Genomic DNA, 19,485 nt, shown 5'->3' on the forward strand with positions numbered 1-19,485 from the left:
GATGTACCGGCGGCAACTGCTTGCCGAATGGTACCGTCGATGTCCCCTCACCCACCCTCCTCCGGCCTCGCCTTCGACCGCCGCATGCTGCTGCGCGGCGCACTCGGGGCCGGCCTTGCCGGCGCGCTGCCGGCCGCCGCCGGCGCGGCGGAGCGCGTCGCCTTCAAGTCCGACCCGTTCACGCTCGGGATCGCGTCGGGTGATCCGGCGCCCGACGGCTTCGTGCTGTGGACCCGACTGGCGCCGGAGCCGCTCGAGGCACGTGGCGGCATGACGCCCGCGCCGGTCGAGGTCACCGTCGAGATCGCCGACGATGCGGCGATGGCGCGCGTGATACGCACCGTCACGGCCACCGCCCGGCTCGAACTCGCGCACGCGGTCCATGCCGAAATCGAAGGCCTCGCCCCGGGGCGCGATTACTTCTATCGCTTCCGCGCCGGCGACGCCGAAAGCCCGATCGGCCGCGCCCGCACCCTGCCCGCGCCCGGCGAGACGCCGGCGCGGCTGCGTTTCGCTGCGGCCGGCTGCCAGCGCTGGGAAGGCGGTTACTACACCGCCTGGCGGGCGATCGCCGACGATCAGCTCGACTTCGTATTCCACTACGGCGACTACATCTACGAATATGCCTTCGCGGCGCACGACAGGGACGGCAAGCCCTACCCGCGCACGATGCCGCCGGACTTTCCGGTCTGCTTCACGTTGACCGACTATCGCCGCCGCTACGCGCTGTACAAGGGCGACCCGGACCTGCAGGCGGCGCACGCCTCCTGTCCGTTCCTGTCGAGTTTCGACGACCACGATGTCGTCAACAACTGGGCCGCCGACAGCGACCCGAAGCAGACCCCGCCCGACGCCTTTCTGTTCCGCCGGGCGATGGCGCTGCAGGCCTGGTACGAGCATATGCCGGTGCGCCGCGCGCAGCTCCCGCGCGGCCCCGACGTGCGCGCCTATCGCGGCTTCCGTTTCGGCACACTCGCCGACATCGCCGTGCTCGACACGAGGCAGTATCGCTCGCGCCAGCCCTGCGGCGACGGCTTCCGCGCGCATTGCGACGAGGCCGATGCGGCCGGTCGCACCATGCTCGGCGCAGCGCAGGAGCAGTGGCTGGCGCAGCGGCTGAAGCAGAGCAAAGCGACCTGGCAGGTACTGGCGCAGCAAGTGCAGTTCGCGCCGTTCGACTGGCGCGGCTTTCCGTTCGTCAAGGAGACCGACGCGCCGGTACTCGATCTCGACACCTGGAGCGGCGCCAGCGCCGCGCGCGACCGCGTGACGGCGATGCTCGCCGAAGCGAACATCGCCAATCCGGTGGTGCTGACCGGCGACCTGCACCGGGCGATGGCGCTGGACTTGCGCCGCGACTGGCGCGATCCCGACTCGCCGCGCATCGGCGTCGAATTCCTGTCGACCTCGATCTCGTCGCCCGGTGACGGCCCGGCGACGGCCGAGAAGCTGGCGGCGCTGTATCGCAACAACCCGCATCTGAAATTCTTCAGCGACCGGCGCGGCTACACCCGCCACACCGTGACGCCGGCGCGCTGGCAGGCCGATTTCCGCACGGTGGACAGCGTCGCGACCCGCGGAGAGCCGGTCACAACCGCCCAAACCCTGATGGTCGAAGCCGGCCGGGGCTGATCGGCAACTGAGCCCTGCCGGCCGTGCCGGCATTGCGGCGCCCCCGAGCCATCGCACTGGTCAGGCCGCGGCCGACCGCGTAGTCTGGCGCCCGCACCGGCCCGCAAGAGGCCGGTCGGACCGGGAGAACGCCAGGCATGACCGCTCGACAGCGCGCCGCGCTTTCGCACGCCGCAACTGACCGCAGACACCTGCCTTTCACCCCGCACTGCACGATCGCTCGCGCCTCGGCGCGAGCCGGCCGCAACTGATTGCATCGATCCAGCGCCGGCGCGCTTCGCACGCCGGCTTTTCATCGTCGTCCGCCTCCCAACGAGAGCAGTGAGAAGGAAGTCTGCATGCCGTCTTCGACCCGCCCGCCGTTCCGACCCGACCGCCGGACCATCTTGCGCGGCGCCGCAGCGCTCGGCGCGCTGCCGCTGCTGCCCGGCATCGCCCGCGCCGACAGCTGGCCGAGCCGGCCGGTGAAGTTCATCGTGCCGTTCGCGGCCGGCGGCACCACCGACATTCTGGCGCGGCTGGTGGCGCAGAAGATGTCGGAGGAGTACGGCCAGCAATTCATCGTCGAAAATAAGGCCGGCGCCGGCGGCAACATCGCCGCCGACTTCGTCGCCAAGGCGGATCCCGACGGCTACACCTTCATCGTCGGCACGCCGGGCACGCACGCCATCAATCAGTTCGTGTTCAAGTCGCTGAGCTACGATCAGGCCAAGGACATCGCGCCGGTGATCGTCATCGCCAAGGTGCCGAACCTGTGCTCGGTGACCAATGCGCTGCCGGTGAAGAGCGTCGCCGAACTGATCGCCTACGCCAAGTCGAAGCCGGGCGAAATATTCTACGGCACACCCGGCCTCGGCTCGACCGCGCATGTCTCGATCGAGCTGTTCAAGTCGATGACCGGCGCGCCGATGACGCATGTGCCCTACAAGGGCTCGGCGCCGATGCTGACCGACCTGATCGCCGGCCGCGTGCATTTCACCATCGACAATCTGCCGGCGTCGCAACCCCACGCCGACGGCGGAACGATCCGCGCGCTCGCGGTCTCGACCGCGACGCGATGGCCGCTGCTGCCGGACCTGCCGACCATCGCCGAGGCCGGCGTGCCCGGCTACGACGCCGCGGCGTGGTTCACGATCGGCGCGCCCGCGAAGATTTCGCCGGACATCGTCGCCAGGCTCAACGCCAGCGTCGACAAATTCATCAAGACCGAGGAGGGCACCGCGCGGCTGCGCAAGCTCGGCGCCGATCCGGTCGGCGGTTCGCCCGCGGACATGCAGCGCTTCGTGCTCGCCGAAACCGAAAAATGGGGCAAGGTCGCGAAGTTCGCCAAGATCGAGCCGCAGTAACAGCCGTCCCGCGATCGACCCACGATCATCACCTCGCGCGACGGCAAGACGCCGCCGCGTGAGGCTTCCGCCGGTCACACGGAAGCATTGCAAAACCTCGCACCTGGCTCGCCTTTCGGACGCTTTTTCGCACGCGCCGCGCGCATCATCGCGCGTTCCCGATCATCGCAATTTAAATAGCTATCGCCGGTTTAACCCTACCCGGGACTTCATGTGGGTCGCGGAACAATTCCACAATTCGAACGCGTTCCGACCCGTAAAACTGCGACGGGTAACGGGGGAACGACGATGACGACCACCACGATCGAACGACACGAATGCGCGGCGCCCGCTGGGTTCGGACGCCGCAAAGTCTCGCCCCGCGCCTGCATCATCGACGGCAAACCGCATCTGCGGACGTTCCTCGCCGACACGCTGGAGGAGTTGCGTTTCGTCACCAGCGAGTGCGGCGGTGTCGAGGAATTGTCGCAGCGTATCCTCGCCCAGCAGCCCGACATGCTGGTGGTCGGCGCCTCGGTCGGCGGCGTCGAGGCGGCCCGGATTCTCGACGTCGCCGGCGACGCCGGATTCCGCGGCAGCGTGATGCTGATCTCCGCGCGCGAGAGCATTGCGCTGCGCGGCATTCTGCACCACGGCCTCGAGCGTGGCCTGACCATGCTGCCGCCGCTGACCACGCCGTTCAGCGCGCAGATGCTGCGCGAGAGTCTCGCGCCGCTGCTGCCGCAAGAGCCTCCGCCCCGCCCCCAGGTCGATGTCGCCGAGGCGCTGAAGACCGGCTGGCTGGAGCTGTGGTACCAGCGCAAGCTCGACGCGCGGTCGCTGATACCTTGCGGCGCCGAGGCGTTGGTGCGGATGCGGCACCCGAACTGGGGCGTGGTGGTGCCGTCCGCGTTCCTGCCCGACCGCAACGACCCGCATTTCCGCGCGCTGTCGGAATTCGTCGTCGCGCGCGCGATCGCGGACTGGCGCTATCTGCTCGATCATCACGGCCCGGTCGATCTGTCGATCAATCTTCCGGTCGACTTCCTGCTCGACGCGCAGGCGGTCGAGGATCTGTGTGCGTGGATCCCGACGCATCCGGCGTTCGGCGGATTGATCGTCGAGATCAACGCCGCCGAAGCCGCCAACCATATCGACGCGATGATCGACGCCGCGCGCCGGCTGCGGCTGCACAACGTTGCGATCTCGATCGACAAGGTCGGCGCCGACTGGCCGGAACTGATGCATCGCGCGGCGTTTCCGTTCGTCGAACTCAAGGTCGACCGCGCTTATGTCACCGGCTGCGCCGACGATCGGCTGAAACGGACGGTGTGCCGGCGGATCGTCGACCTCGCCGCCGACTATGGCGCGCGCTGCACCGCGACCGGAATCGAGAGCCGCTCCGACTACGTCGCGGCCCACGAGATCGGCTTCGATCTGGTCCAGGGCTATCTGTTCGGCAAGCCGATGGGGCTGAAGAAATTCGCCCGCGCCGCCACGACGAAGTCGCTCGGCACGCTGGAATAGCGGCGCGCTACTCCTCGAACGTCATGTCGAGGCACTTCGACACGTCGCCGCCGAGACCCGACGCGATGATGACGCAGCCGCGCACCTTGCGGTTGGCCGTGTCGCTGGCCCAGACCGCGTAGCCGCCCGGGCCGAAGAACGAATTGGTATTCGCCGATTCGGTCTCCGCGGCGTCGAACTGGTAGGCGCCGTCGGTGTCGAAGATGCGCGGACGCTTGAAGCAGCCGCCATCGGTCTGGACGTTGATGACTTCCTTGTTGTCCCGGGTCATCGCCAGGCTGACCGCGCAACGGTAGTATTCCGAGGTCTTGACGTTGAACAGATAGGCGTAGGAACGGCAGGTCGCGGTGGTGAGTTTGCCGGGACTGAGTCCGCGGCTGCAGGCGATGCGCTGGTTGTTACTGAGCTTGAACTCGTCTGCGCGCGCCGCGCCCGTCAGCGCGGTCAGTGACGCCAGCGCCACCGCGGCGGTCGTCATCCAAGCCTGCCATGACCTTGCGCGCATCGTCCGCCCCCTCGATCGTGTTGGTCGCCGCTTTTACAGCGTTTTCGAGCGAAGTGGATACCGGTTCGCGTGAAGAAAACGCGTCAAATCGACAATCCAGAGCTCCCGTTCTGATTCCATCAGAACCGGAGAAGCTCTAGTCCGGAATCGGCGCGGGCGAAAGAGTCCCGGACCGGCGGAAGAAAAATCGTGTGTGGGAGCGAGGCTGTTGATACCACACCTGCGGGCTGCTTGACGCCGCCGCGTCGTTCGTGATTTGTTCAAAAGCGCGACCAGACCGCCAAATCATTCATGTGATCGTCACATGCGACGCCCCGCAGCGGACGTCGAAGTCGGAAGTCGAAGGAGACGACAGCCATGATCGCCCGATCCCTCGAGACGCTGCTGGCGGCGGCGGTTGTCGGCGCGCTCGCACTGCCGCTCGCCGCGCGCGCCGAGGAGCCGGCGCCGTGGGTGCTGTCGCCCGACATGGGGTATGGCTACACCCGCGACAGCAAGACCTTCGCCTACAAGATGGGGACCAGCAACGCCAAGGAGCTGTTCAAGGGCGCCAAGAAGGTGCCGAAGAACACGCTGTTCTTCCTCGGCGCCAACGGCCAGCTCTACATGCGCACCGGACCGTTCCTGGAAGACGATGGCAGCTTCAAATTCGGGCCGGACCGCTGATCGCAGCCGGCACAATCAGAACGCGGCGGCGAGTTCGCGCGCGCCGGGATTGGCGCTGTTGGCATCCATCCGCGAATCGGTGATCGCGAGCAGCTTCGCCACGGTGTTGTGGCGGATCGCTACCGGATTGCGCTCGTAGCCCGAGCGCTGAAAGAAATTCGCAGTCGGCACCACTTCGCGCAGCGCCTGCGGCATCGTCACCATGTCGAGCCCGGTGCTGTCGCCGGTGAGATTCATCATTTCCAGCTCGGCGGCGGTCAACGGCTGCATGTAGCCCTTCTGCCGGGCGAAATTCACCGAGGTCAGCAGCTTGTGGGTCTGCAGCAACGGGCCGACATCGATGTCGAGCACCAGCGCATGCACGCCCCAGCCCTGCGGCGTGCGGCCGAGTTTTTCGTGCTCGCTCCAATTGCCCGGGATCGACCGCGCCAACGCCACCATCCGCTTCACCACCACGATCTTGCGCTCCAGCGCGGCACGTGGCGCGCCGGACAAGCGCGCCGCCTTGTCGTTCAGCGCCTTGAGGATGTGGTTGCCCTGCTCGGCGAGCAGCACCAGCGTGTTGGTGGTGAGCAACTGATTGTAGCCGATCGCGGTGGAGATCGCGCGCGAGCCCGGCCGCGACTTGCTCAGCCCCGACTGCATGTCGTGATCGCCATTGCCGCCGGTTTCGAACGCATAGACCCGTACCGCCTGGTCGCGGGTCAGCCCCATCGCGATCGCGGTGCGCGCATAGGCGCGCTTGAACTCGATCTCCGCCGCCGGCCGCTGCGGCGTGAACTGATAATGCTGCGCGGCCGCCTTGAGAAAATCGGCGACCACCGGAATGCTGCGGCGCTCGCGCGGCGGCTGCGGCGTCGGTTCCGGATCGACCGGACGCTTCGGTCCGTTGTACACCGGCGGCTGCGCGAGCACGTAGTCATCCGCCGTGATCCGGTCGCCGGCGCGGCGCTTGGCGTTGCGGGTGCGGCGCTTGTCGGCGATCGCGGTCCAATACGCCTCGGCGTCGGCGTCGTATTCGGCGCGTGCGGCCTGATATTGCTGCAGCCGGTAGCGATACTCGGCGATCGCCTGCGGCGAGGCGGCTTGCGCCCGCGCATTGGCCACCGCGAACGGCAGCGGCGGGGCGGTTTCGGCGAGCGCCGGCGACGCGGTCACAAACAGCATCAGCAACGCGACGCTCGACTTGCGCGGCATCGACGCGCGGCGGGACGGGTTCCGAATCAAGGCGATCAGCATACGGCGAATCATATCGCATTCAGGGGTGAATGAATCGCTTCATCCCGGCTTCGCCTCCTGCGGCAAATCGCAAACCCGATGCGCGCGCCAGCGGACGCTACTTCCAGGCGAACACCGGCTGTTCCAGATCTGCGACGCGCGTCACCCGGCCGGCCAGCACTTCGCGGAACTGATAGATCAGCGCCGCGGTCGGCGCGTGGATGTAGTCACCGTCGTGGCGGAACCTGACCACGCGACGCTCGCTCTCCGGAATCCGCGTGAAATCGAACGCGTCTTCCCGGGCGATGCCGGCGAGAGCAATGTGATGCACCGAGGCGACCTCGTCGGGATTGGGCGCGAGCACCGCCGCGGTAGCGGCCCAGGCAATCACCGGCGTGATCAGATAGCCGGAGCGGGTCGGATAGTCGTCGAGCATTCCGAGCACGTCGCCGGCCCGCAGTTCCAGCCCGAGTTCCTCGTGCAATTCCCGCAGCGCGGTCTCGGGGGCGGTCTCGCCCGGATCGCAGCGGCCGCCCGGCAACGCCCACTGGTTGCTGTGCGCGCGCAGCCGCGCGGCCCGGAACGTCAGCAGGAACGCGGCCGCGCCGTCGTCGCCGGCCACCACCGTGATGGCGACGGCGGCGCGCTTGAGGCCGTGCGGCGTCAGCCCGTCGTCGTGGCGCGGAAAGACGCGGCAGCGCGCGGCGATATCGGCGCGCAAAGTGTCGTTGTGCGGATGGCTCATCCGGCTTGACTACACCGGCGGCGTGCCCGAGGAAACCATCGCCGCGGCGTTTCCGTGGCGGAGGAAACACCGCGCATGACCGAGACTGCCCGCAGCCTGAAAGCCGACGGCTGGGCCGTGATCCACGACGACGGCTTCATCGATCTGGTCGGGCCGCTGTGGCATCGCGTCGTCGACGGCCAGCATGAATACGCGATCGCCACGGCTGCCAAGCACCGCAACCGCCGCGGACTGGTGCAGGGCGGGCTGATGATGACGCTGGCGGATCGCGCCTCCGGCATGGCCGCGCGCGAACAGTCCGGCGCGCCGCATGTCGCCACCGTGCAACTCGACACGCATTTCGTCGATGCGGGCGAGATCGGCGATCTCTTGATCGCACGGCCGCGGGTGGTGCGCGCGACCCGCAGCCTGATCTTCACCTCGACCGAAGTGAGCGTCGATGGCCGCTGCGTCATCCTCGCCAATGGCGTGTTCAAGATCGTGCGACCGCGCTGACCCGCTGCGCCCAGCGGGTGGTTCAGGCGGATTCGAGCCAGCGTCCGAGCGCGTCGAGCGTCACCATCGTGTCGGCGGCGCCGGCGCCCGCGAGATGCCGATACGGCGCCTCCGGCTCGCCGAGATCGCTCAGCACCGCCAGCGCGCCGGAAAAATCATCGCCCTCGGTGTAGATCCCCGGCGTCACGATGGTGGCGAGGCCGGCGCCGAGCGCGGCCCGCACGCCGTTGGTGGAGTCCTCGAAGGCGACACAGCGCGCGGCCGGCAGCGCGAGGCGCTCCAGCACATATTGGTAGATATCCGCGGCGGGCTTCTTGGCCGGCACGACATCGCCGGCGCCGACCACGTCGAACAACGTCATCGCGCCCTGCCCCAGCGACGCGCCGAGCAGCGCCTCGACATTCGGCAGGCTGGTGGTGGTGGCAATCGCCAGCCGCACGCCGGCCGCCTTGGCCTCCCGGATCAGCCGCGCAACGCCGGGCCGCAGCGTCGCGCCGGCGGCCACCAGGGCGGTATAGCGGCCGGTCTTGGCCGCATGCAGTTCGGCGATGCGGCCCACGGCCCGCGCCGCGCCGTCCGGCTGCGACTGCAGAAAATGCGCGATGCGCTCCTTGCCGCCGGCAACCTCCAGCAGTCTCCGATAGGCTGGTGCGTCCCAATTCCACGGCAGCGCCTCCGCCGCAAAGGTCTCGTTGAAGGCCTGCCGGTGAAGCTCCTCGGTCTCTGCGAGCGTCCCGTCGACGTCGAAGATCAATGCTGATGGTGTCATTTTACTCTTTCACTCAAAAAGCCGCCGCCGACGTTCCAAAAATGCATAAAAATCATCCCTGACAACGGCTTGAGCAATGTGTAAAGTAAACTTTACAGTCCTATCAACCCATATCCATGACACATCCTACAGAAACACCTTCGCGGAAATGCGAGATCTGCGGTGGCGACATGAAACTGCTCGGTCGTCTGCCGCGGCGCGCGCATCAGCCGTCGAAGGTCGTCTTCCGCTGCTCCAACTGCGACCATGTCGTCCAGGAACTCGGCTGAGGCGCGGCTCCGCCCGCATTCCCCGTCGCCCGCATCACCCGTGGGGCGCGGCAGGTTCAGCCGATCCCATCCACGATTTCGCCGATCGCGTCGTAGACCAGATCGAGATCGGCTTCCGTGCTGCAATAAGGCGGCATCAGATAGATCGTGTTGCCGAGCGGTCGGACCAGCAGTCCACGCGCGCGGAAACTCTCGTACAGATACGGGCCGATATTCGCCATGTAGCCGGCGTCGCCGGCGACGACATCGAGCGCCGCGATAGTGCCGATCTGGCGGATATTGGCGAACCGCGAATCGTCGCGGAAGCGGTCGAGCCTGGTCGCGTGCCATGCGCCCAGTCGCGCGATGCGCTCGCGCACCGGCTCTTCGTCCCAGATCTCTAGATTGGCCACCGCCGCCGCGCAGGCGATCGGATTGGCGGTGTACGAGCTGGAGTGAAAGAACGTCTTGGTCCGATCGGTCGAGTAGTGCGCGTCGAAAATCTCGGCGCTGCACAGCGTCACCGCCAGCGGCACCGAGCCGCCGGTGAGGCCCTTGGAGTAGCAGGCGATGTCCGGTACGACGCCGGCTTGTTCGCAGGCGAACAGCGTGCCGGTGCGGCCCCAGCCGGTCATCACTTCGTCGGCGATCAGCAGCACGCCGTGGCTGGCGCAGATCCGCTTCATCTCCGCCAGCACCGAAGGCGGATAGATCAGCATGCCGCCGGCGCCGAGCACCAGCGGCTCGACGATCAATGCTGCGACGCCGCCGGCGCGGCATGACCTCTCCAGCGCATCGAGCGTCGCCTGCGCGCGACCTTCCGCCGGATACGGCAGCCGGTCGACCTCGAACAGCAGCGGATCGTAGGGCGCGTTGAAGACGCCGCGTTCGCCGACCGACATGCCGCCGATGGTGTCGCCGTGGTAAGCGCCCTGCAGCGCCAGGATGCGACTGCGGCTCTCGCCGCGATTGCGCCAGAAGCCCAGCGCCATCTTCAACCCGACTTCGACCGCGGTCGAGCCGCTGTCGGAGAAGAACACGTAGTCGAGCCCGGGCGGCGTGATCGCGACCAGCCGCCGCGCGAGCTGCTCGGCCGGCTCGTGGGTGAAGCCGGCGAAGATCACCTGATCGAGACGGTCGGCCTGATCCTTGATCGCCTGAACGATCCGCGGATGACGATGGCCGTGGGTCACCACCCACCAGGACGAGATCGCGTCGTAGATCCGGCGGCCGTCGGCGGTCTCGAGCCAGGCGCCCTCGCCTTTGGCGATCAACGTCGCCTCGGGCTGCACCGCGTGCTGAGTGAAGGGATGCCAGACCGGCGAAGTCGATGTCATGAAGCGGGGTCTTTCAGGAAGTCGTCGGTATTGAAGTTCTGCGCGAACGCGGCGCGCAACGCATCGGCGGTCACCTCGACCAGGCGCGGAAGGCGGCCCAATCGCGGCACGCGGCCGATCTGGACGATGACGCGCTCGGATTCGACATTCTCGTCGCCGATGAAGGCAACGCCGAGCAGCGGAATCGCGCGCGCACGCAACGCCTCGATCGACAACAGCGTGTGATTGATGGTGCCGAGCGTGGTGCGCGCGCACAGCACCACCGGCGCGCGCCATCGTGCGAAGATATCGATGTAAGTGATCGCGCGCGTCAGCGGCACCAGCAGCCCACCGGCGCCCTCGACCACCAGCGGTCCGTCGATCTCCGGCAGCGCGAGCGCTTCGGCATCGATCGTCACGCCGTCGATCTCCGCGGCCAGATGTGGCGAGGCCGGCGTGTTCAGCCGATACGCCTCCGGCAACAGGCGCGCGTCAGGCAGGCCGGACAGCCGCAGCACCGCCTGCCGGTCGGTCTCGTCCTCGATGCCGGCCTGCACCGGCTTCCAGTAGAAAGCATCGAGCGCGCCGGCGAGCGCAGCGGCGAACACGGTCTTGCCGATGCCGGTGTCGGTGCCGGTGACGACGATGGGCTTGGTCATGCCGCCTTCCGCATGTCTTCGGCGATCGCCGCAAACAGATCCGCGATCGTCGCCTCGCCGACATTGGCGGTGAGCGCGATGCGCAGCCGCGCGGTGCCTTCGGGCACGGTCGGCGGGCGGATCGCGCGGACATCGAACCCGCGGCTCTGCAACGAGGCCGCGACCGCGACCGCGGCGGTGTCGGCGCCGATGATCACCGGCAGGATCTGCGACCCGGACGGCGCGATGCCGCAGCGGCGGCGAAGCTCGCCGCCGGCGAACTGCACCAGCCGCGCGAGCCGCTCACGCCGCTCGGGATTGGTGCGCGACAATTCGATCGCCGCGCGCGTGATCGCCGCGACCAGCGGCGACGGCGCGGTCGCGAAAATGAAAGGCCGGGCGCGGTTGACGAGGAAATCCCGGATCGAGCGCCGCGCCAGGATGAAGCCGCCGACGGTGCCGAGCGCCTTGCCGCAGGTGTGCAGCGTGACGACGTTGTCGCGACCCTCGAAGGTGGCGGCAAGCCCACGGCCCTGCGGCCCGAGCACGCCGGTGGCATGCGCCTCGTCGATCACCATCATCGCGTCGTGGCGGTCGGCGACCGCCATCAGCGCGGCGAGATCGGGGCTGTCGCCGTCCATGCTGTAGAGGCTCTCGACCGCGAGCCATGGCCGGCCCTTGCCGCCGGCCGCGCGCCAGCGCTTGATCGCGGCGTCGAACGCGTCCGTATCGTTGTGCGCCACGCTGACGCATTCGGCGCGCGTCCTGCGCATCCCCTCATGGGCGCTGGCATGGATCAGTTCGTCGTGGACGACCAGATCGCCACGCTGCGGCAGCGTCGCGAACAGCGCCAGATTGGCCACATAGCCGCCGCCGAAATACAGCGCCGTCTCGGCGCCGAAGAACGCCGCGGCCTCGGTCTCGAGCGCCTCGTGCTCGGGATGATTGCCGCGCAGCAGCCGCGAGCCGCCCGACCCCACCGGCACCCCCCGCGCCACCGCGGCGGCCGCCGCGCGCTGCAACTCGTCGGATTCGGCGAGTCCGAGATAATCGTTCGAGGTGAAGTCGATTCCCGAACGCTCGCGTAACGTGCGCAGCCGCCCCCGGCCCGCGAGTTCGCGCAGGTCCGACTCGAATGCTTCATGCATGGTGATCGTCTCTCTGTCGGACGCGGCTTCGACCCGTGAGCGACACGTTCGGCTTTGCTGCTGTCGTGGTCCGCAGCGCCGGCGCTGATGATCGGTCGTGGCGAGCCATCGTCGGACGATCCAGATCGTCGATTCAAACGGCTCCGTCAAATCACAGCGATCGCCGGGGTCGCAAGTCTCAGGGGAATGGTGCCCAGGGGCGGGATCGAACCACCGACACTGCGATTTTCAGTCGCATGCTCTACCAACTGAGCTACCTGGGCGTTCCGCCGGCGCGAAGGCCGGGGAGCGCCGGGTTATAGTCAGCCGCGGCGGCGCTGTCCACCCGTCCAAGGGTGCCTTTGTCGGGGAAAAATCACCGGGATTTCCGCAATGCGGGCGTGCCGGGGCAGACCCGGGCGGCGCGGCCGGAGCGTCCCGGCAGCCGGTGCCAAGAAGGGGATGGAGCCGTTCAACCCACAACGAGGTGGCGACTGGGCCAATGGCCGAGTCCGTTCGGCAGGGCCTCTGGGCCCGCCCCGCCGCCTCAGTTGTCCTCGTCGTCGTCCGCCGGGGCGGCCGGGATCTTGTAGGAGCCGGACAGCCAGCGGTTGAGGTCGACATCGCGGCAGCGTTCGCTGCAGAACGGGCGCGATGCCTCCGTCGCCGGCTTGCCGCAGATCGGGCAGGGTTTCGTCTTGAGAGGTTTGGCCGGCTTGGCGGCGGGCGGCTCAGGAGGCATTGAGCCAGCCGAACCGGATCGGGTAGCCCTCGCCGCCGAGCAGCGACGTCGTCTCGTACAGCGGCAGGCCGACGATGTTGGTGTAGGAGCCGACGATCTTGACCACGAAGCTGCCGGCGATGCCCTGCACGGCGTAGCCGCCGGCCTTGCCGCGCCATTCGCCGGAGGCGACATAGCCGTCGATGTCCTCCTCCGACAGCCGCTTGAAGCGGACCTTGGTCTCGATCAGGCGCTGGCGGAAGCTGCCCTTCGGCGTCACCAGGCACACCGCGGTGTAGACCCGGTGGTTGCGGCCAGAGAGCAGCCGCAGGCATTGCGAGGCCTCGTCGACCAGCTCGGCCTTGGGCAGGATGCGGCGGCCGACCGCCACCACGGTGTCGGCGGCGAGCAGGAAGGCGCCGCGCAAATCGTCGTCGAGCTGCACCGATTTGAGCGCCGCCTCGGCCTTGGCGCGGGCCAGCCGGTTGGCGCAGGCGCGCGGCAGCTCCCCCTTGGTCGGGGTCTCGTCGACATCCGCCGGGCGCAGCGCATCGGGCTCGATCCCGGCCTGGTTGAGCAGCGCGAGCCGTCGCGGCGAGCCGGAGGCGAGAACGAGTTTGGGACGGCCGAGCATGCGGAACTTTTGATTCGAGCGATGGCAGGGAAAGGCGCGCGGAACCTATCGGAAGGCAGAGGGCACGACAACAGCCGGCCGGCGGAAACGATCGGCAAGTCCATGGCGCATGATCGTGTCCGAAAACCGGTCTCCGCTTTGCGGGATCCTGCGCTAGCGCGACGGCCACGCCCAGGCGGGCGGCGTGTCGTCCTGCACGAGGGTCTCGCTCAGTTGCTTCTCCAGCACGATCCGCCGGCTGTCGGCTGTGCGGTCCAGCGCCGACACCAGGCCGGGCGCGTGCGAGACCACGATGATCTGCGACCGCTCCGCAGCCGCCGCAATCAGCCGGGCCAAGGGCGCCAGCAGATCGGGGTGCAGGCTCGCCTCGGGTTCGTTCAGGATCATCAGGTCCGGCGGCCGCGGCGACAGCAGCGCCGCGACCAGCAGCAGATAGCGCAACGTGCCGTCCGACAGTTCGGCCGCCTTCAACGGGCGGAGCAAGCCGTGCTGCTGCATCTCCAGTTCGAAATAGCCGTCGAGGGCCGCGACGGCGAGGCGCGCGCGGGGAAAGGCGTCGGCGACGGTGTCGTCGAGCTGGTCCGGATTGCCGATCTCGATGATGGTCTGAATCGCGGCGGCGAGATCGGCGCCGTCGCTCGCCAGCACCGGCGTGTAGGTGCCGATCTGCGGCCGCCGCGCCGGGGCATCGCGGTCGGTGCGCAGTTGATCGTAGAACCGCCAGCCGTTCATGCGCTCGCGCAGCAGCAGCAGTTCCAGCGCATCCTTGGGATCGGCGCAGTGCGTCATCATGCTGTCGAAGGTGGCGAGCGTCCGGTAGGTCTCCCGCCACTGGCCGCCCTCGTCGCGCACCCGCACCGAGGGGCCACGGCGTTCGGCAAACGCATTGGCGCGGCCGAGCAGTTCGCCGGTCCACACGCTCTCGGCCTTGATCTCGGGATCGCGCGCGAACAACGAACTGTTCGGCGCCTGCGGCAATCCGAGGTCGATCGCATAGCCGTAGTCGGTGCCGGCAAAGCCGAGCTTGAGGCCGACCCGCTTGCTGCGCGTCGTGCCCTGCACCGGATGCACGCCCTGCTTCATCGACCGCGACAGCGTTTCGGGCCCGGCCCACAATGTCGACGGCAGCCCGCCCTCGGCGGCGAGCGACTGGATCACCCGGCCCTGCGCGATGTCCGCGAGCAGCTTCAGCGCCCGATACAGGCTCGATTTGCCAGTGCCGTTGGCGCCGGTGACGACGTTGAGCGGACCGAGCGACAGCCGCACGTCGCGCAGCGATCGGTAGCCGGAAACAGCGAGTCGCGTGATCATCCCTCACCTGCGGAGGCGTTACGTTCAGCGCTTGAATACCAGATCGACGGCGCCGTTTCACATGCGCGGCGTCAGCATCTGCCTGCGTCTATCGGGCGCTGTGTCTGAACGATGAGTTTCACCACGCCCAGCGCGCTCCCTCGCCCCGCTCTTTGCGGGGAGAAGGTCGGGGTGAGGGGCGACGCGAGCCGCTGACTCTCGGCTTCGTCGAGATGCTCCCTCACCCGGTCCGCATCTGGCGATGCGGACCGACCTCTCCCCGCGCGCGGGGAGAGGTTACGCAGTGCCGGTTGCAAAACCTCAGCACGCAAGAGCAGCGAACTACTCGTTTCCCCCGCTGTGGCGGCCGAAGCGTTTGTAGATGCGTTGCATCAAGCCGTCAGCGACCTCGCGATAGGCGGCGAGCTTCTGCTCGCGGCTGCCTTCGGCGCCGGTGGGGTCGAAGGTCGGCCAATATTCGACGTCGATCGCGTGGCTGCGCGTCAGCTCCAGCGCCTTGTGATGGGCCTCCGGCGACAGCGTGACGATCAGATCGAAATTCATCCCCTCGTAATCGTCGAGGTCGTCGAAGGTGATCGGCTTGTGCTTGGAGATGTCGATGCCGCGATCCGCCATCGCCGCCACCGCGAACGGATCGAGCGGCTGCGTCTTCACGCCGGCGGAGCGGACATACATCGTGCGCGGCGCGATGCTGCGCAGCAAGCCTTCGGCCATCGGCGAGCGAACGCTGTTCATGCCGCAGGCGAACAGCACCGCTTGCGGCTGCCGCGCTGGCGCCATCAGGTCAGGCTCGCTTCGACAGGCGGACCATCCCGATCATCCGCCTCAGCCCTTCCAGTGCAGCACGGAAATCAGCGTGAACAGCCGCCGCGCTGTTTCGAAGTCGATCCGCACCTTGCCGGCGAGCCGTTCCTGCAGCGTGCGGGAGCCTTCGTCGTGGATGCCGCGGCGGCCCATGTCGATGGCTTCGATCTTGTCCGGCGTCGCGGTGCGGATCGCCTGGTAGTAGCTGTCGCAGATCATGAAGTAGTCCTTCACGATGCGGCGGAACGGCGACAGCGACAACAAATGCGCCACCACCGGCGTGCCGTCTTCGCGGCGGATGTCGAACATCAGCCGCGAGCCGGTGATGCCTATATGCAGCGTGAACGGGCCCTCGCCCGCGCCTTCCGGCGCGAACAGATTCTTCTCGACCAGGTCGTAGATCGCGATCGCGCGCTCGTGCTCGATGTCCGGCCCGGAGCGCCCGATCGATTCCTCGTCGAGCGTCACCGCGACGATGCGATTGTTGGAATCGTCTGGTTGCGGGTTGCTCATCGCCGATTCAGACGCAGTCCCACCGAGCGCGCGTGAGCCTCCAGACCCTCGGCATGGCCGAGCGTCATCGCAGCCGGGCCCAGCGCGGCGAGCTGCTCGGGGCCGCATTTCAGGATCGAGGTGCGCTTCATGAAGTCGAGCACGCCGAGCCCAGACGAGAACCGCGCCGAGCGCGCCGTCGGCAGCACGTGGTTGGAGCCGCCGACATAGTCACCGATCGCCTCCGGCGTATGCGCGCCCAGGAAGATCGCGCCCGCATTGCGGATCTTCGCGGCGAAGGCTTCCGGATCGGCGGTGATGATCTCGAGATGCTCGGCCGCGATCGCGTCCGCCAGCGCCACCGCATCGTCGAGACGCGCGACCTTGATGATGGCGCCATAGGCCTCCCACGAGGCGCGGGCGATCTCGGCGCGCGGCAGCGTCGTGAGTTGCGCCGTTACGGCGCGTTCGACGGCGTCGGCGAGTTCGGCGTCGTCGGTGATCAGGATCGACTGCGCATTGGCGTCGTGCTCGGCCTGCGCCAGCAGGTCCGCGGCGATCCAGTCCGGATTGCCGGTGCTGTCGGCGACCACCACCACCTCGGACGGGCCGGCGATCATGTCGATGCCGACGCGGCCGAACACCTGCCGCTTGGCGGCCGCCACATAGGCGTTGCCGGGGCCGACGATCTTCGACACCGGCGCGATCGTCGCGGTGCCGTAAGCCAGCGCCGCCACCGCCTGGGCGCCGCCGACGCGGTAGATCTCGGTGACGCCGCCGAGCGAAGCGGCGGCCAGCACCAGCGGGTTGAGCTTGCCGTCCGGCGACGGCACCACCATCACGACGCGGTCGACGCCGGCGACTTTGGCCGGGATCGCGTTCATCAGCACCGAGGACGGGTAGGCCGCGGTGCCGCCGGGCACGTACAGACCCACCGCCTCGATCGAGCTCCAGCGCCAGCCGAGTTCGACGCCCAGCGCATCGGTGAAGCGGTCGTCCTTGGGCAATTGCCGGCGGTGGAAGAACTCGATGCGGTCGCGGGCGAATTTCAGCGCGTCGACGGTATCAGGGTCGCAGGCCTGCACCGCGGCATCGATGTCGGCCGCGGTGACGCGCAGGCCGGCCGCGTCCAGCGTCAGCCGGTCGAACTTCGCAGTGGCGTCCAGCAGCGCGGCGTCGCCGCGCGCCGCGACGTCGTCGACGATGGCCCTCGTGGCGGCCTCGATATCCGCCGCGACCTCGCGCTTCATGGCCAGGAAGGCCTTGAACTGCTGAGGAAAATCGGTACTGGCGGCGTCGAGGCGAACTGGCATTTGGAAGCTTCCGGAGTCACAAAGGCCCACAAGGCCGCGAATGCTCAATGGCGCGCCGCCCTACCGCCGTCAACCCTTATGCCCGCAGGGTCTTGCCGGACCTGTCGAACGGCTTCGATCGGCCGGCGAGACCGACTCAGTCCAGACCGCCGAGGTCGTCAGGCGCGTCGCCGCTATTGCCGCCGGTACCGAGATGGTCCGGGCCGAGATCCGTCAGCGCGCATTCGAGGCACTCGACATCGAGCCGCAGCATGCCGCCGCGGGAGAACATCAGCACCACGCTGCCGCCGGGCGGCTCCTGCGCCGGATAGAACTCGATGCCGAGCAGTTCGAGGGCGGTTTCCGGCGCATCGATGGCGATGTTGCGGGATTTGCAGGCGAGCACGCGGTCGAATCGCAATGCCGCGATCAGCCGGCCGGGGACCGGCTCGCCCGACAGCGTCTGCTCCCAGTCGAGCCGGTGCAGCCCGACCACCAGCCGCTTCTCCGTCTGGCGCCAGACGATGTCGCCGGTCTCGACCCGCGCATCCTGGACGTGCGCCGAGATCACGGCGAGATCGTCAGGATCCAGCGCGAGCAGCTTCAACTGGCCCAAGGCAGCCCCCACGACGGCGTTCATCCGCTGATGCGCTCGATGGTCGCGCCGCAGGCGGAGAGTTTTTCCTCGAGCCGCTCGAAGCCGCGGTCGAGATGGTAGATCCGGTTCACCATGGTCTCGCCTTCGGCGGCGAGCGCTGCGATCACCAGCGATACCGAGGCGCGCAGATCAGTCGCCATCACCGGCGCGCCGCGCAGCTTGGTGACGCCGTCGATCGTCGCGGTCTCGCCGTCGAGCGAGATCTTCGCCCCGAACCGCGCGAGCTCCTGCACGTGCATGAAGCGGTTCTCGAAGATCGTCTCGGTGATGTGCGACGCGCCCTTGGCGCGCGTCATCAGCGCCATCAATTGCGCCTGCAGATCGGTCGGGAAGCCCGGGAACGGCGCGGTGGTGACCGTGACCGGGCTGATGCCGGCGCCGTTGCGCGCGACCTTGATGCCGTCGTTGTTGATCGTGATGGTAGCGCCGGCCTGCGTCAGCACGTCGAGCGCCGACTGCAGCAATTCCGGCCGGGCGCCGGACAGCTGCACCTCGCCACCGGTCATCGCCACCGCCATCGCATAGGTGCCGGTCTCGATGCGGTCCGGCAGCACGGTGTGGCGCGCGCCGTGGAGCTTGTCGACGCCTTCGATCAGGATTCGCGGCGTGCCGGCGCCGGTGATCCTGGCGCCCATCTTGTTGAGGCAATCGGCGACGTCGGTGATTTCCGGCTCGCAGGCGGCATTGGAGATGATCGTCGTGCCCTTGGCGAGCGTCGCCGCCATCAGCGCGACATGGGTGCCGCTGACGGTGACCTTGGGAAACTCGATGGTCGCGCCCTTCAGGCCGCCGGGCGCCTTGGCGACGACGTAGCCGGCATCGATCGACAATTCGACGCCGAGCTTTTCCAGCGCCATGATCAAGAGGTCGACCGGGCGGGTGCCGATGGCGCAGCCGCCGGGCAGCGACACTTTGGCCTCGTGCATCCGCGCCAACAGCGGCGCGATCACCCAGAAGCTCGCCCGCATCTTCGAGACCAGCTCATAGGGCGCGGTGGTGTCGATGATGTTCTTTGCGGAAATATGCAGGGTCTGGCCCTGATATTCATGGTCCCCGGGGCGTTTTCCGGCGGCCATGATGTCGACGCCGTGATTCCCGAGGATCCGCTGCAACAGCGCGACGTCGGCCAGCCGCGGCACATTGTCCAGGATCAGCGTTTCGTCGGAGAGCAGCGCGGCGATCATCAAGGGCAGTGCAGCATTCTTGGCACCGGAGATCGGGATGGTGCCATGCAGCTTGTTGCCGCCGATAATCCGAATGCGATCCATGCCGATTCCCGCTGTTTGCCGTGGACGTGTATACGGCAGGAGCGCCGCTTATGGCAAAAGCGTGGAATTTAAGGCGATTTCATGAGCTGCCGCT

20 protein-coding genes and 1 tRNA gene are annotated in these 19,485 nt (G+C 67.9%); 5 read left to right on the forward strand and 16 right to left on the reverse strand.

The window, feature by feature from the left end:
- Nucleotides 1-39: 39 nt before the first annotated feature.
- From RPB_RS21820 to RPB_RS21830, 3 genes are all read left to right on the forward strand, one after another.
- Nucleotides 40-1,632 (forward strand): alkaline phosphatase D family protein, encoded by a 1,593-nt coding sequence (locus tag RPB_RS21820; protein ID WP_049824765.1) that lies wholly within the window; start codon nt 40-42, stop codon nt 1,630-1,632.
- A gap of 338 nt (nt 1,633-1,970) precedes the next feature.
- Nucleotides 1,971-2,978 (forward strand): Bug family tripartite tricarboxylate transporter substrate binding protein, encoded by a 1,008-nt coding sequence (locus RPB_RS21825; protein ID WP_011443205.1) that lies wholly within the window; start codon nt 1,971-1,973, stop codon nt 2,976-2,978.
- Nucleotides 2,979-3,266: 288 nt separating this feature from the next.
- On the forward strand, nt 3,267-4,484 hold the full coding sequence (locus tag RPB_RS21830) for an EAL domain-containing response regulator (RefSeq protein ID WP_011443206.1): 1,218 nt from the start codon (nt 3,267-3,269) through the stop codon (nt 4,482-4,484).
- A gap of 7 nt (nt 4,485-4,491) precedes the next feature.
- On the opposite strand, the gene RPB_RS21835 is transcribed toward RPB_RS21830, so the two are convergent.
- A complete protein-coding gene (locus RPB_RS21835; protein ID WP_041798413.1) occupies nt 4,492-4,962 on the reverse strand; it encodes a hypothetical protein in 471 nt (156 codons plus the stop codon).
- 384 nt (nt 4,963-5,346) lie between these two features.
- On the opposite strand from RPB_RS21835, the gene RPB_RS21840 reads away from it, so the two are divergent.
- Nucleotides 5,347-5,655, forward strand: coding sequence for a hypothetical protein (locus RPB_RS21840; RefSeq protein ID WP_011443208.1), 309 nt, complete (start codon nt 5,347-5,349; stop codon nt 5,653-5,655).
- A 15-nt stretch (nt 5,656-5,670) separates the two neighbouring features.
- Here RPB_RS21840 and RPB_RS21845 read toward each other — a convergent pair whose 3' ends face one another.
- Nucleotides 5,671-6,894 (reverse strand): hypothetical protein, encoded by a 1,224-nt coding sequence (locus RPB_RS21845; RefSeq protein WP_049824714.1) that lies wholly within the window; start codon nt 6,892-6,894, stop codon nt 5,671-5,673.
- Nucleotides 6,895-6,991: 97 nt separating this feature from the next.
- Nucleotides 6,992-7,618: an NUDIX hydrolase gene (locus RPB_RS21850; protein ID WP_011443210.1), complete on the reverse strand. Its 627-nt coding sequence runs from the start codon at nt 7,616-7,618 to the stop codon at nt 6,992-6,994.
- Nucleotides 7,619-7,693: 75 nt separating this feature from the next.
- Here RPB_RS21850 and RPB_RS21855 point away from each other — a divergent pair, with 75 nt between their 5' ends.
- Nucleotides 7,694-8,113, forward strand: a complete 420-nt coding sequence (locus tag RPB_RS21855) for a PaaI family thioesterase (protein WP_011443211.1) — start codon at nt 7,694-7,696, stop codon at nt 8,111-8,113.
- A gap of 22 nt (nt 8,114-8,135) precedes the next feature.
- On the opposite strand, the gene RPB_RS21860 is transcribed toward RPB_RS21855, so the two are convergent.
- The 13 genes from RPB_RS21860 to murA all read right to left on the reverse strand — a co-directional run bounded on the left by RPB_RS21860 (nt 8,136) and on the right by murA (nt 19,391).
- Nucleotides 8,136-8,882, reverse strand: a complete 747-nt coding sequence (locus RPB_RS21860) for an HAD-IA family hydrolase (protein WP_011443212.1) — start codon at nt 8,880-8,882, stop codon at nt 8,136-8,138.
- Nucleotides 8,883-9,207: 325 nt separating this feature from the next.
- A complete protein-coding gene (locus tag RPB_RS21865) occupies nt 9,208-10,467 on the reverse strand; it encodes an adenosylmethionine--8-amino-7-oxononanoate transaminase (protein WP_011443213.1) in 1,260 nt (419 codons plus the stop codon).
- Nucleotides 10,464-11,105, reverse strand: a complete 642-nt coding sequence (bioD, locus tag RPB_RS21870; protein ID WP_011443214.1) for a dethiobiotin synthase — start codon at nt 11,103-11,105, stop codon at nt 10,464-10,466. The genes RPB_RS21865 and bioD overlap by 4 nt, the downstream gene beginning before the upstream one ends.
- Nucleotides 11,102-12,232, reverse strand: a complete 1,131-nt coding sequence (locus RPB_RS21875) for an 8-amino-7-oxononanoate synthase (protein WP_011443215.1) — start codon at nt 12,230-12,232, stop codon at nt 11,102-11,104. Before RPB_RS21875 ends, bioD begins: the two co-directional genes overlap by 4 nt.
- Before the next feature lie 187 nt (nt 12,233-12,419).
- Nucleotides 12,420-12,495, reverse strand: a tRNA-Phe gene (locus RPB_RS21880).
- Nucleotides 12,496-12,758: 263 nt separating this feature from the next.
- Nucleotides 12,759-12,953 carry a DNA gyrase inhibitor YacG gene (gene yacG / locus RPB_RS21885; protein WP_011443216.1) on the reverse strand — a complete coding sequence of 65 codons (195 nt, stop codon included), beginning with the start codon at nt 12,951-12,953 and terminating at the stop codon, nt 12,759-12,761.
- A complete protein-coding gene (locus RPB_RS21890; RefSeq protein WP_011443217.1) occupies nt 12,943-13,566 on the reverse strand; it encodes a Maf-like protein in 624 nt (207 codons plus the stop codon). The genes yacG and RPB_RS21890 overlap by 11 nt, the downstream gene beginning before the upstream one ends.
- A 153-nt stretch (nt 13,567-13,719) precedes the next feature.
- Complete coding sequence (locus RPB_RS21895; RefSeq protein ID WP_011443218.1) at nt 13,720-14,877, reverse strand: AAA family ATPase; 1,158 nt, start codon at nt 14,875-14,877, stop codon at nt 13,720-13,722.
- Between the two features lie 321 nt (nt 14,878-15,198).
- Nucleotides 15,199-15,657: a low molecular weight phosphatase family protein gene (locus tag RPB_RS21900; protein WP_011443219.1), complete on the reverse strand. Its 459-nt coding sequence runs from the start codon at nt 15,655-15,657 to the stop codon at nt 15,199-15,201.
- Nucleotides 15,658-15,702: 45 nt separating this feature from the next.
- Entirely contained in the window at nt 15,703-16,194 is a 492-nt protein-coding gene (locus RPB_RS21905) for a UPF0262 family protein (protein WP_011443220.1), read from the reverse strand.
- On the reverse strand, nt 16,191-17,486 hold the full coding sequence (gene hisD / locus RPB_RS21910; RefSeq protein ID WP_041798414.1) for a histidinol dehydrogenase: 1,296 nt from the start codon (nt 17,484-17,486) through the stop codon (nt 16,191-16,193). The genes RPB_RS21905 and hisD overlap by 4 nt, the downstream gene beginning before the upstream one ends.
- 136 nt (nt 17,487-17,622) lie before the next feature.
- Complete coding sequence (locus RPB_RS21915) at nt 17,623-18,081, reverse strand: DUF2948 family protein (RefSeq protein WP_011443222.1); 459 nt, start codon at nt 18,079-18,081, stop codon at nt 17,623-17,625.
- A 20-nt stretch (nt 18,082-18,101) separates the two neighbouring features.
- Nucleotides 18,102-19,391 carry a UDP-N-acetylglucosamine 1-carboxyvinyltransferase gene (murA, locus tag RPB_RS21920; RefSeq protein ID WP_011443223.1) on the reverse strand — a complete coding sequence of 430 codons (1,290 nt, stop codon included), beginning with the start codon at nt 19,389-19,391 and terminating at the stop codon, nt 18,102-18,104.
- Between the last annotated feature and the right edge of the window lie 94 nt (nt 19,392-19,485).

The organism is Rhodopseudomonas palustris HaA2, from assembly GCF_000013365.1.
Classification (GTDB): domain Bacteria; phylum Pseudomonadota; class Alphaproteobacteria; order Rhizobiales; family Xanthobacteraceae; genus Rhodopseudomonas; species Rhodopseudomonas palustris_J.

Bases quoted from the DNA above. Each gene is read 5' to 3' on its own strand.
- RPB_RS21835 (WP_041798413.1), bottom strand. From the start codon at position 4,962: ATGACGACCGCCGCGGTGGCGCTGGCGTCACTGACCGCGCTGACGGGC.
- bioD (WP_011443214.1), bottom strand. From the start codon at position 11,105: ATGACCAAGCCCATCGTCGTCACCGGCACCGACACCGGCATCGGCAAG.
- RPB_RS21900 (WP_011443219.1), bottom strand. From the start codon at position 15,657: ATGGCGCCAGCGCGGCAGCCGCAAGCGGTGCTGTTCGCCTGCGGCATG.
- RPB_RS21905 (WP_011443220.1), bottom strand. From the start codon at position 16,194: ATGAGCAACCCGCAACCAGACGATTCCAACAATCGCATCGTCGCGGTG.
- RPB_RS21895 (WP_011443218.1), bottom strand. From the start codon at position 14,877: ATGATCACGCGACTCGCTGTTTCCGGCTACCGATCGCTGCGCGACGTG.
- murA (WP_011443223.1), bottom strand. From the start codon at position 19,391: ATGGATCGCATTCGGATTATCGGCGGCAACAAGCTGCATGGCACCATC.
- RPB_RS21830 (WP_011443206.1), top strand. From the start codon at position 3,267: ATGACGACCACCACGATCGAACGACACGAATGCGCGGCGCCCGCTGGG.
- RPB_RS21865 (WP_011443213.1), bottom strand. From the start codon at position 10,467: ATGACATCGACTTCGCCGGTCTGGCATCCCTTCACTCAGCACGCGGTG.
- RPB_RS21820 (WP_049824765.1), top strand. From the start codon at position 40: ATGTCCCCTCACCCACCCTCCTCCGGCCTCGCCTTCGACCGCCGCATG.
- RPB_RS21845 (WP_049824714.1), bottom strand. From the start codon at position 6,894: ATGCTGATCGCCTTGATTCGGAACCCGTCCCGCCGCGCGTCGATGCCG.
- RPB_RS21840 (WP_011443208.1), top strand. From the start codon at position 5,347: ATGATCGCCCGATCCCTCGAGACGCTGCTGGCGGCGGCGGTTGTCGGC.
- RPB_RS21860 (WP_011443212.1), bottom strand. From the start codon at position 8,882: ATGACACCATCAGCATTGATCTTCGACGTCGACGGGACGCTCGCAGAG.
- RPB_RS21850 (WP_011443210.1), bottom strand. From the start codon at position 7,618: ATGAGCCATCCGCACAACGACACTTTGCGCGCCGATATCGCCGCGCGC.
- RPB_RS21855 (WP_011443211.1), top strand. From the start codon at position 7,694: ATGACCGAGACTGCCCGCAGCCTGAAAGCCGACGGCTGGGCCGTGATC.
- RPB_RS21875 (WP_011443215.1), bottom strand. From the start codon at position 12,232: ATGCATGAAGCATTCGAGTCGGACCTGCGCGAACTCGCGGGCCGGGGG.
- RPB_RS21825 (WP_011443205.1), top strand. From the start codon at position 1,971: ATGCCGTCTTCGACCCGCCCGCCGTTCCGACCCGACCGCCGGACCATC.
- yacG (WP_011443216.1), bottom strand. From the start codon at position 12,953: ATGCCTCCTGAGCCGCCCGCCGCCAAGCCGGCCAAACCTCTCAAGACG.
- hisD (WP_041798414.1), bottom strand. From the start codon at position 17,486: ATGCCAGTTCGCCTCGACGCCGCCAGTACCGATTTTCCTCAGCAGTTC.
- RPB_RS21890 (WP_011443217.1), bottom strand. From the start codon at position 13,566: ATGCTCGGCCGTCCCAAACTCGTTCTCGCCTCCGGCTCGCCGCGACGG.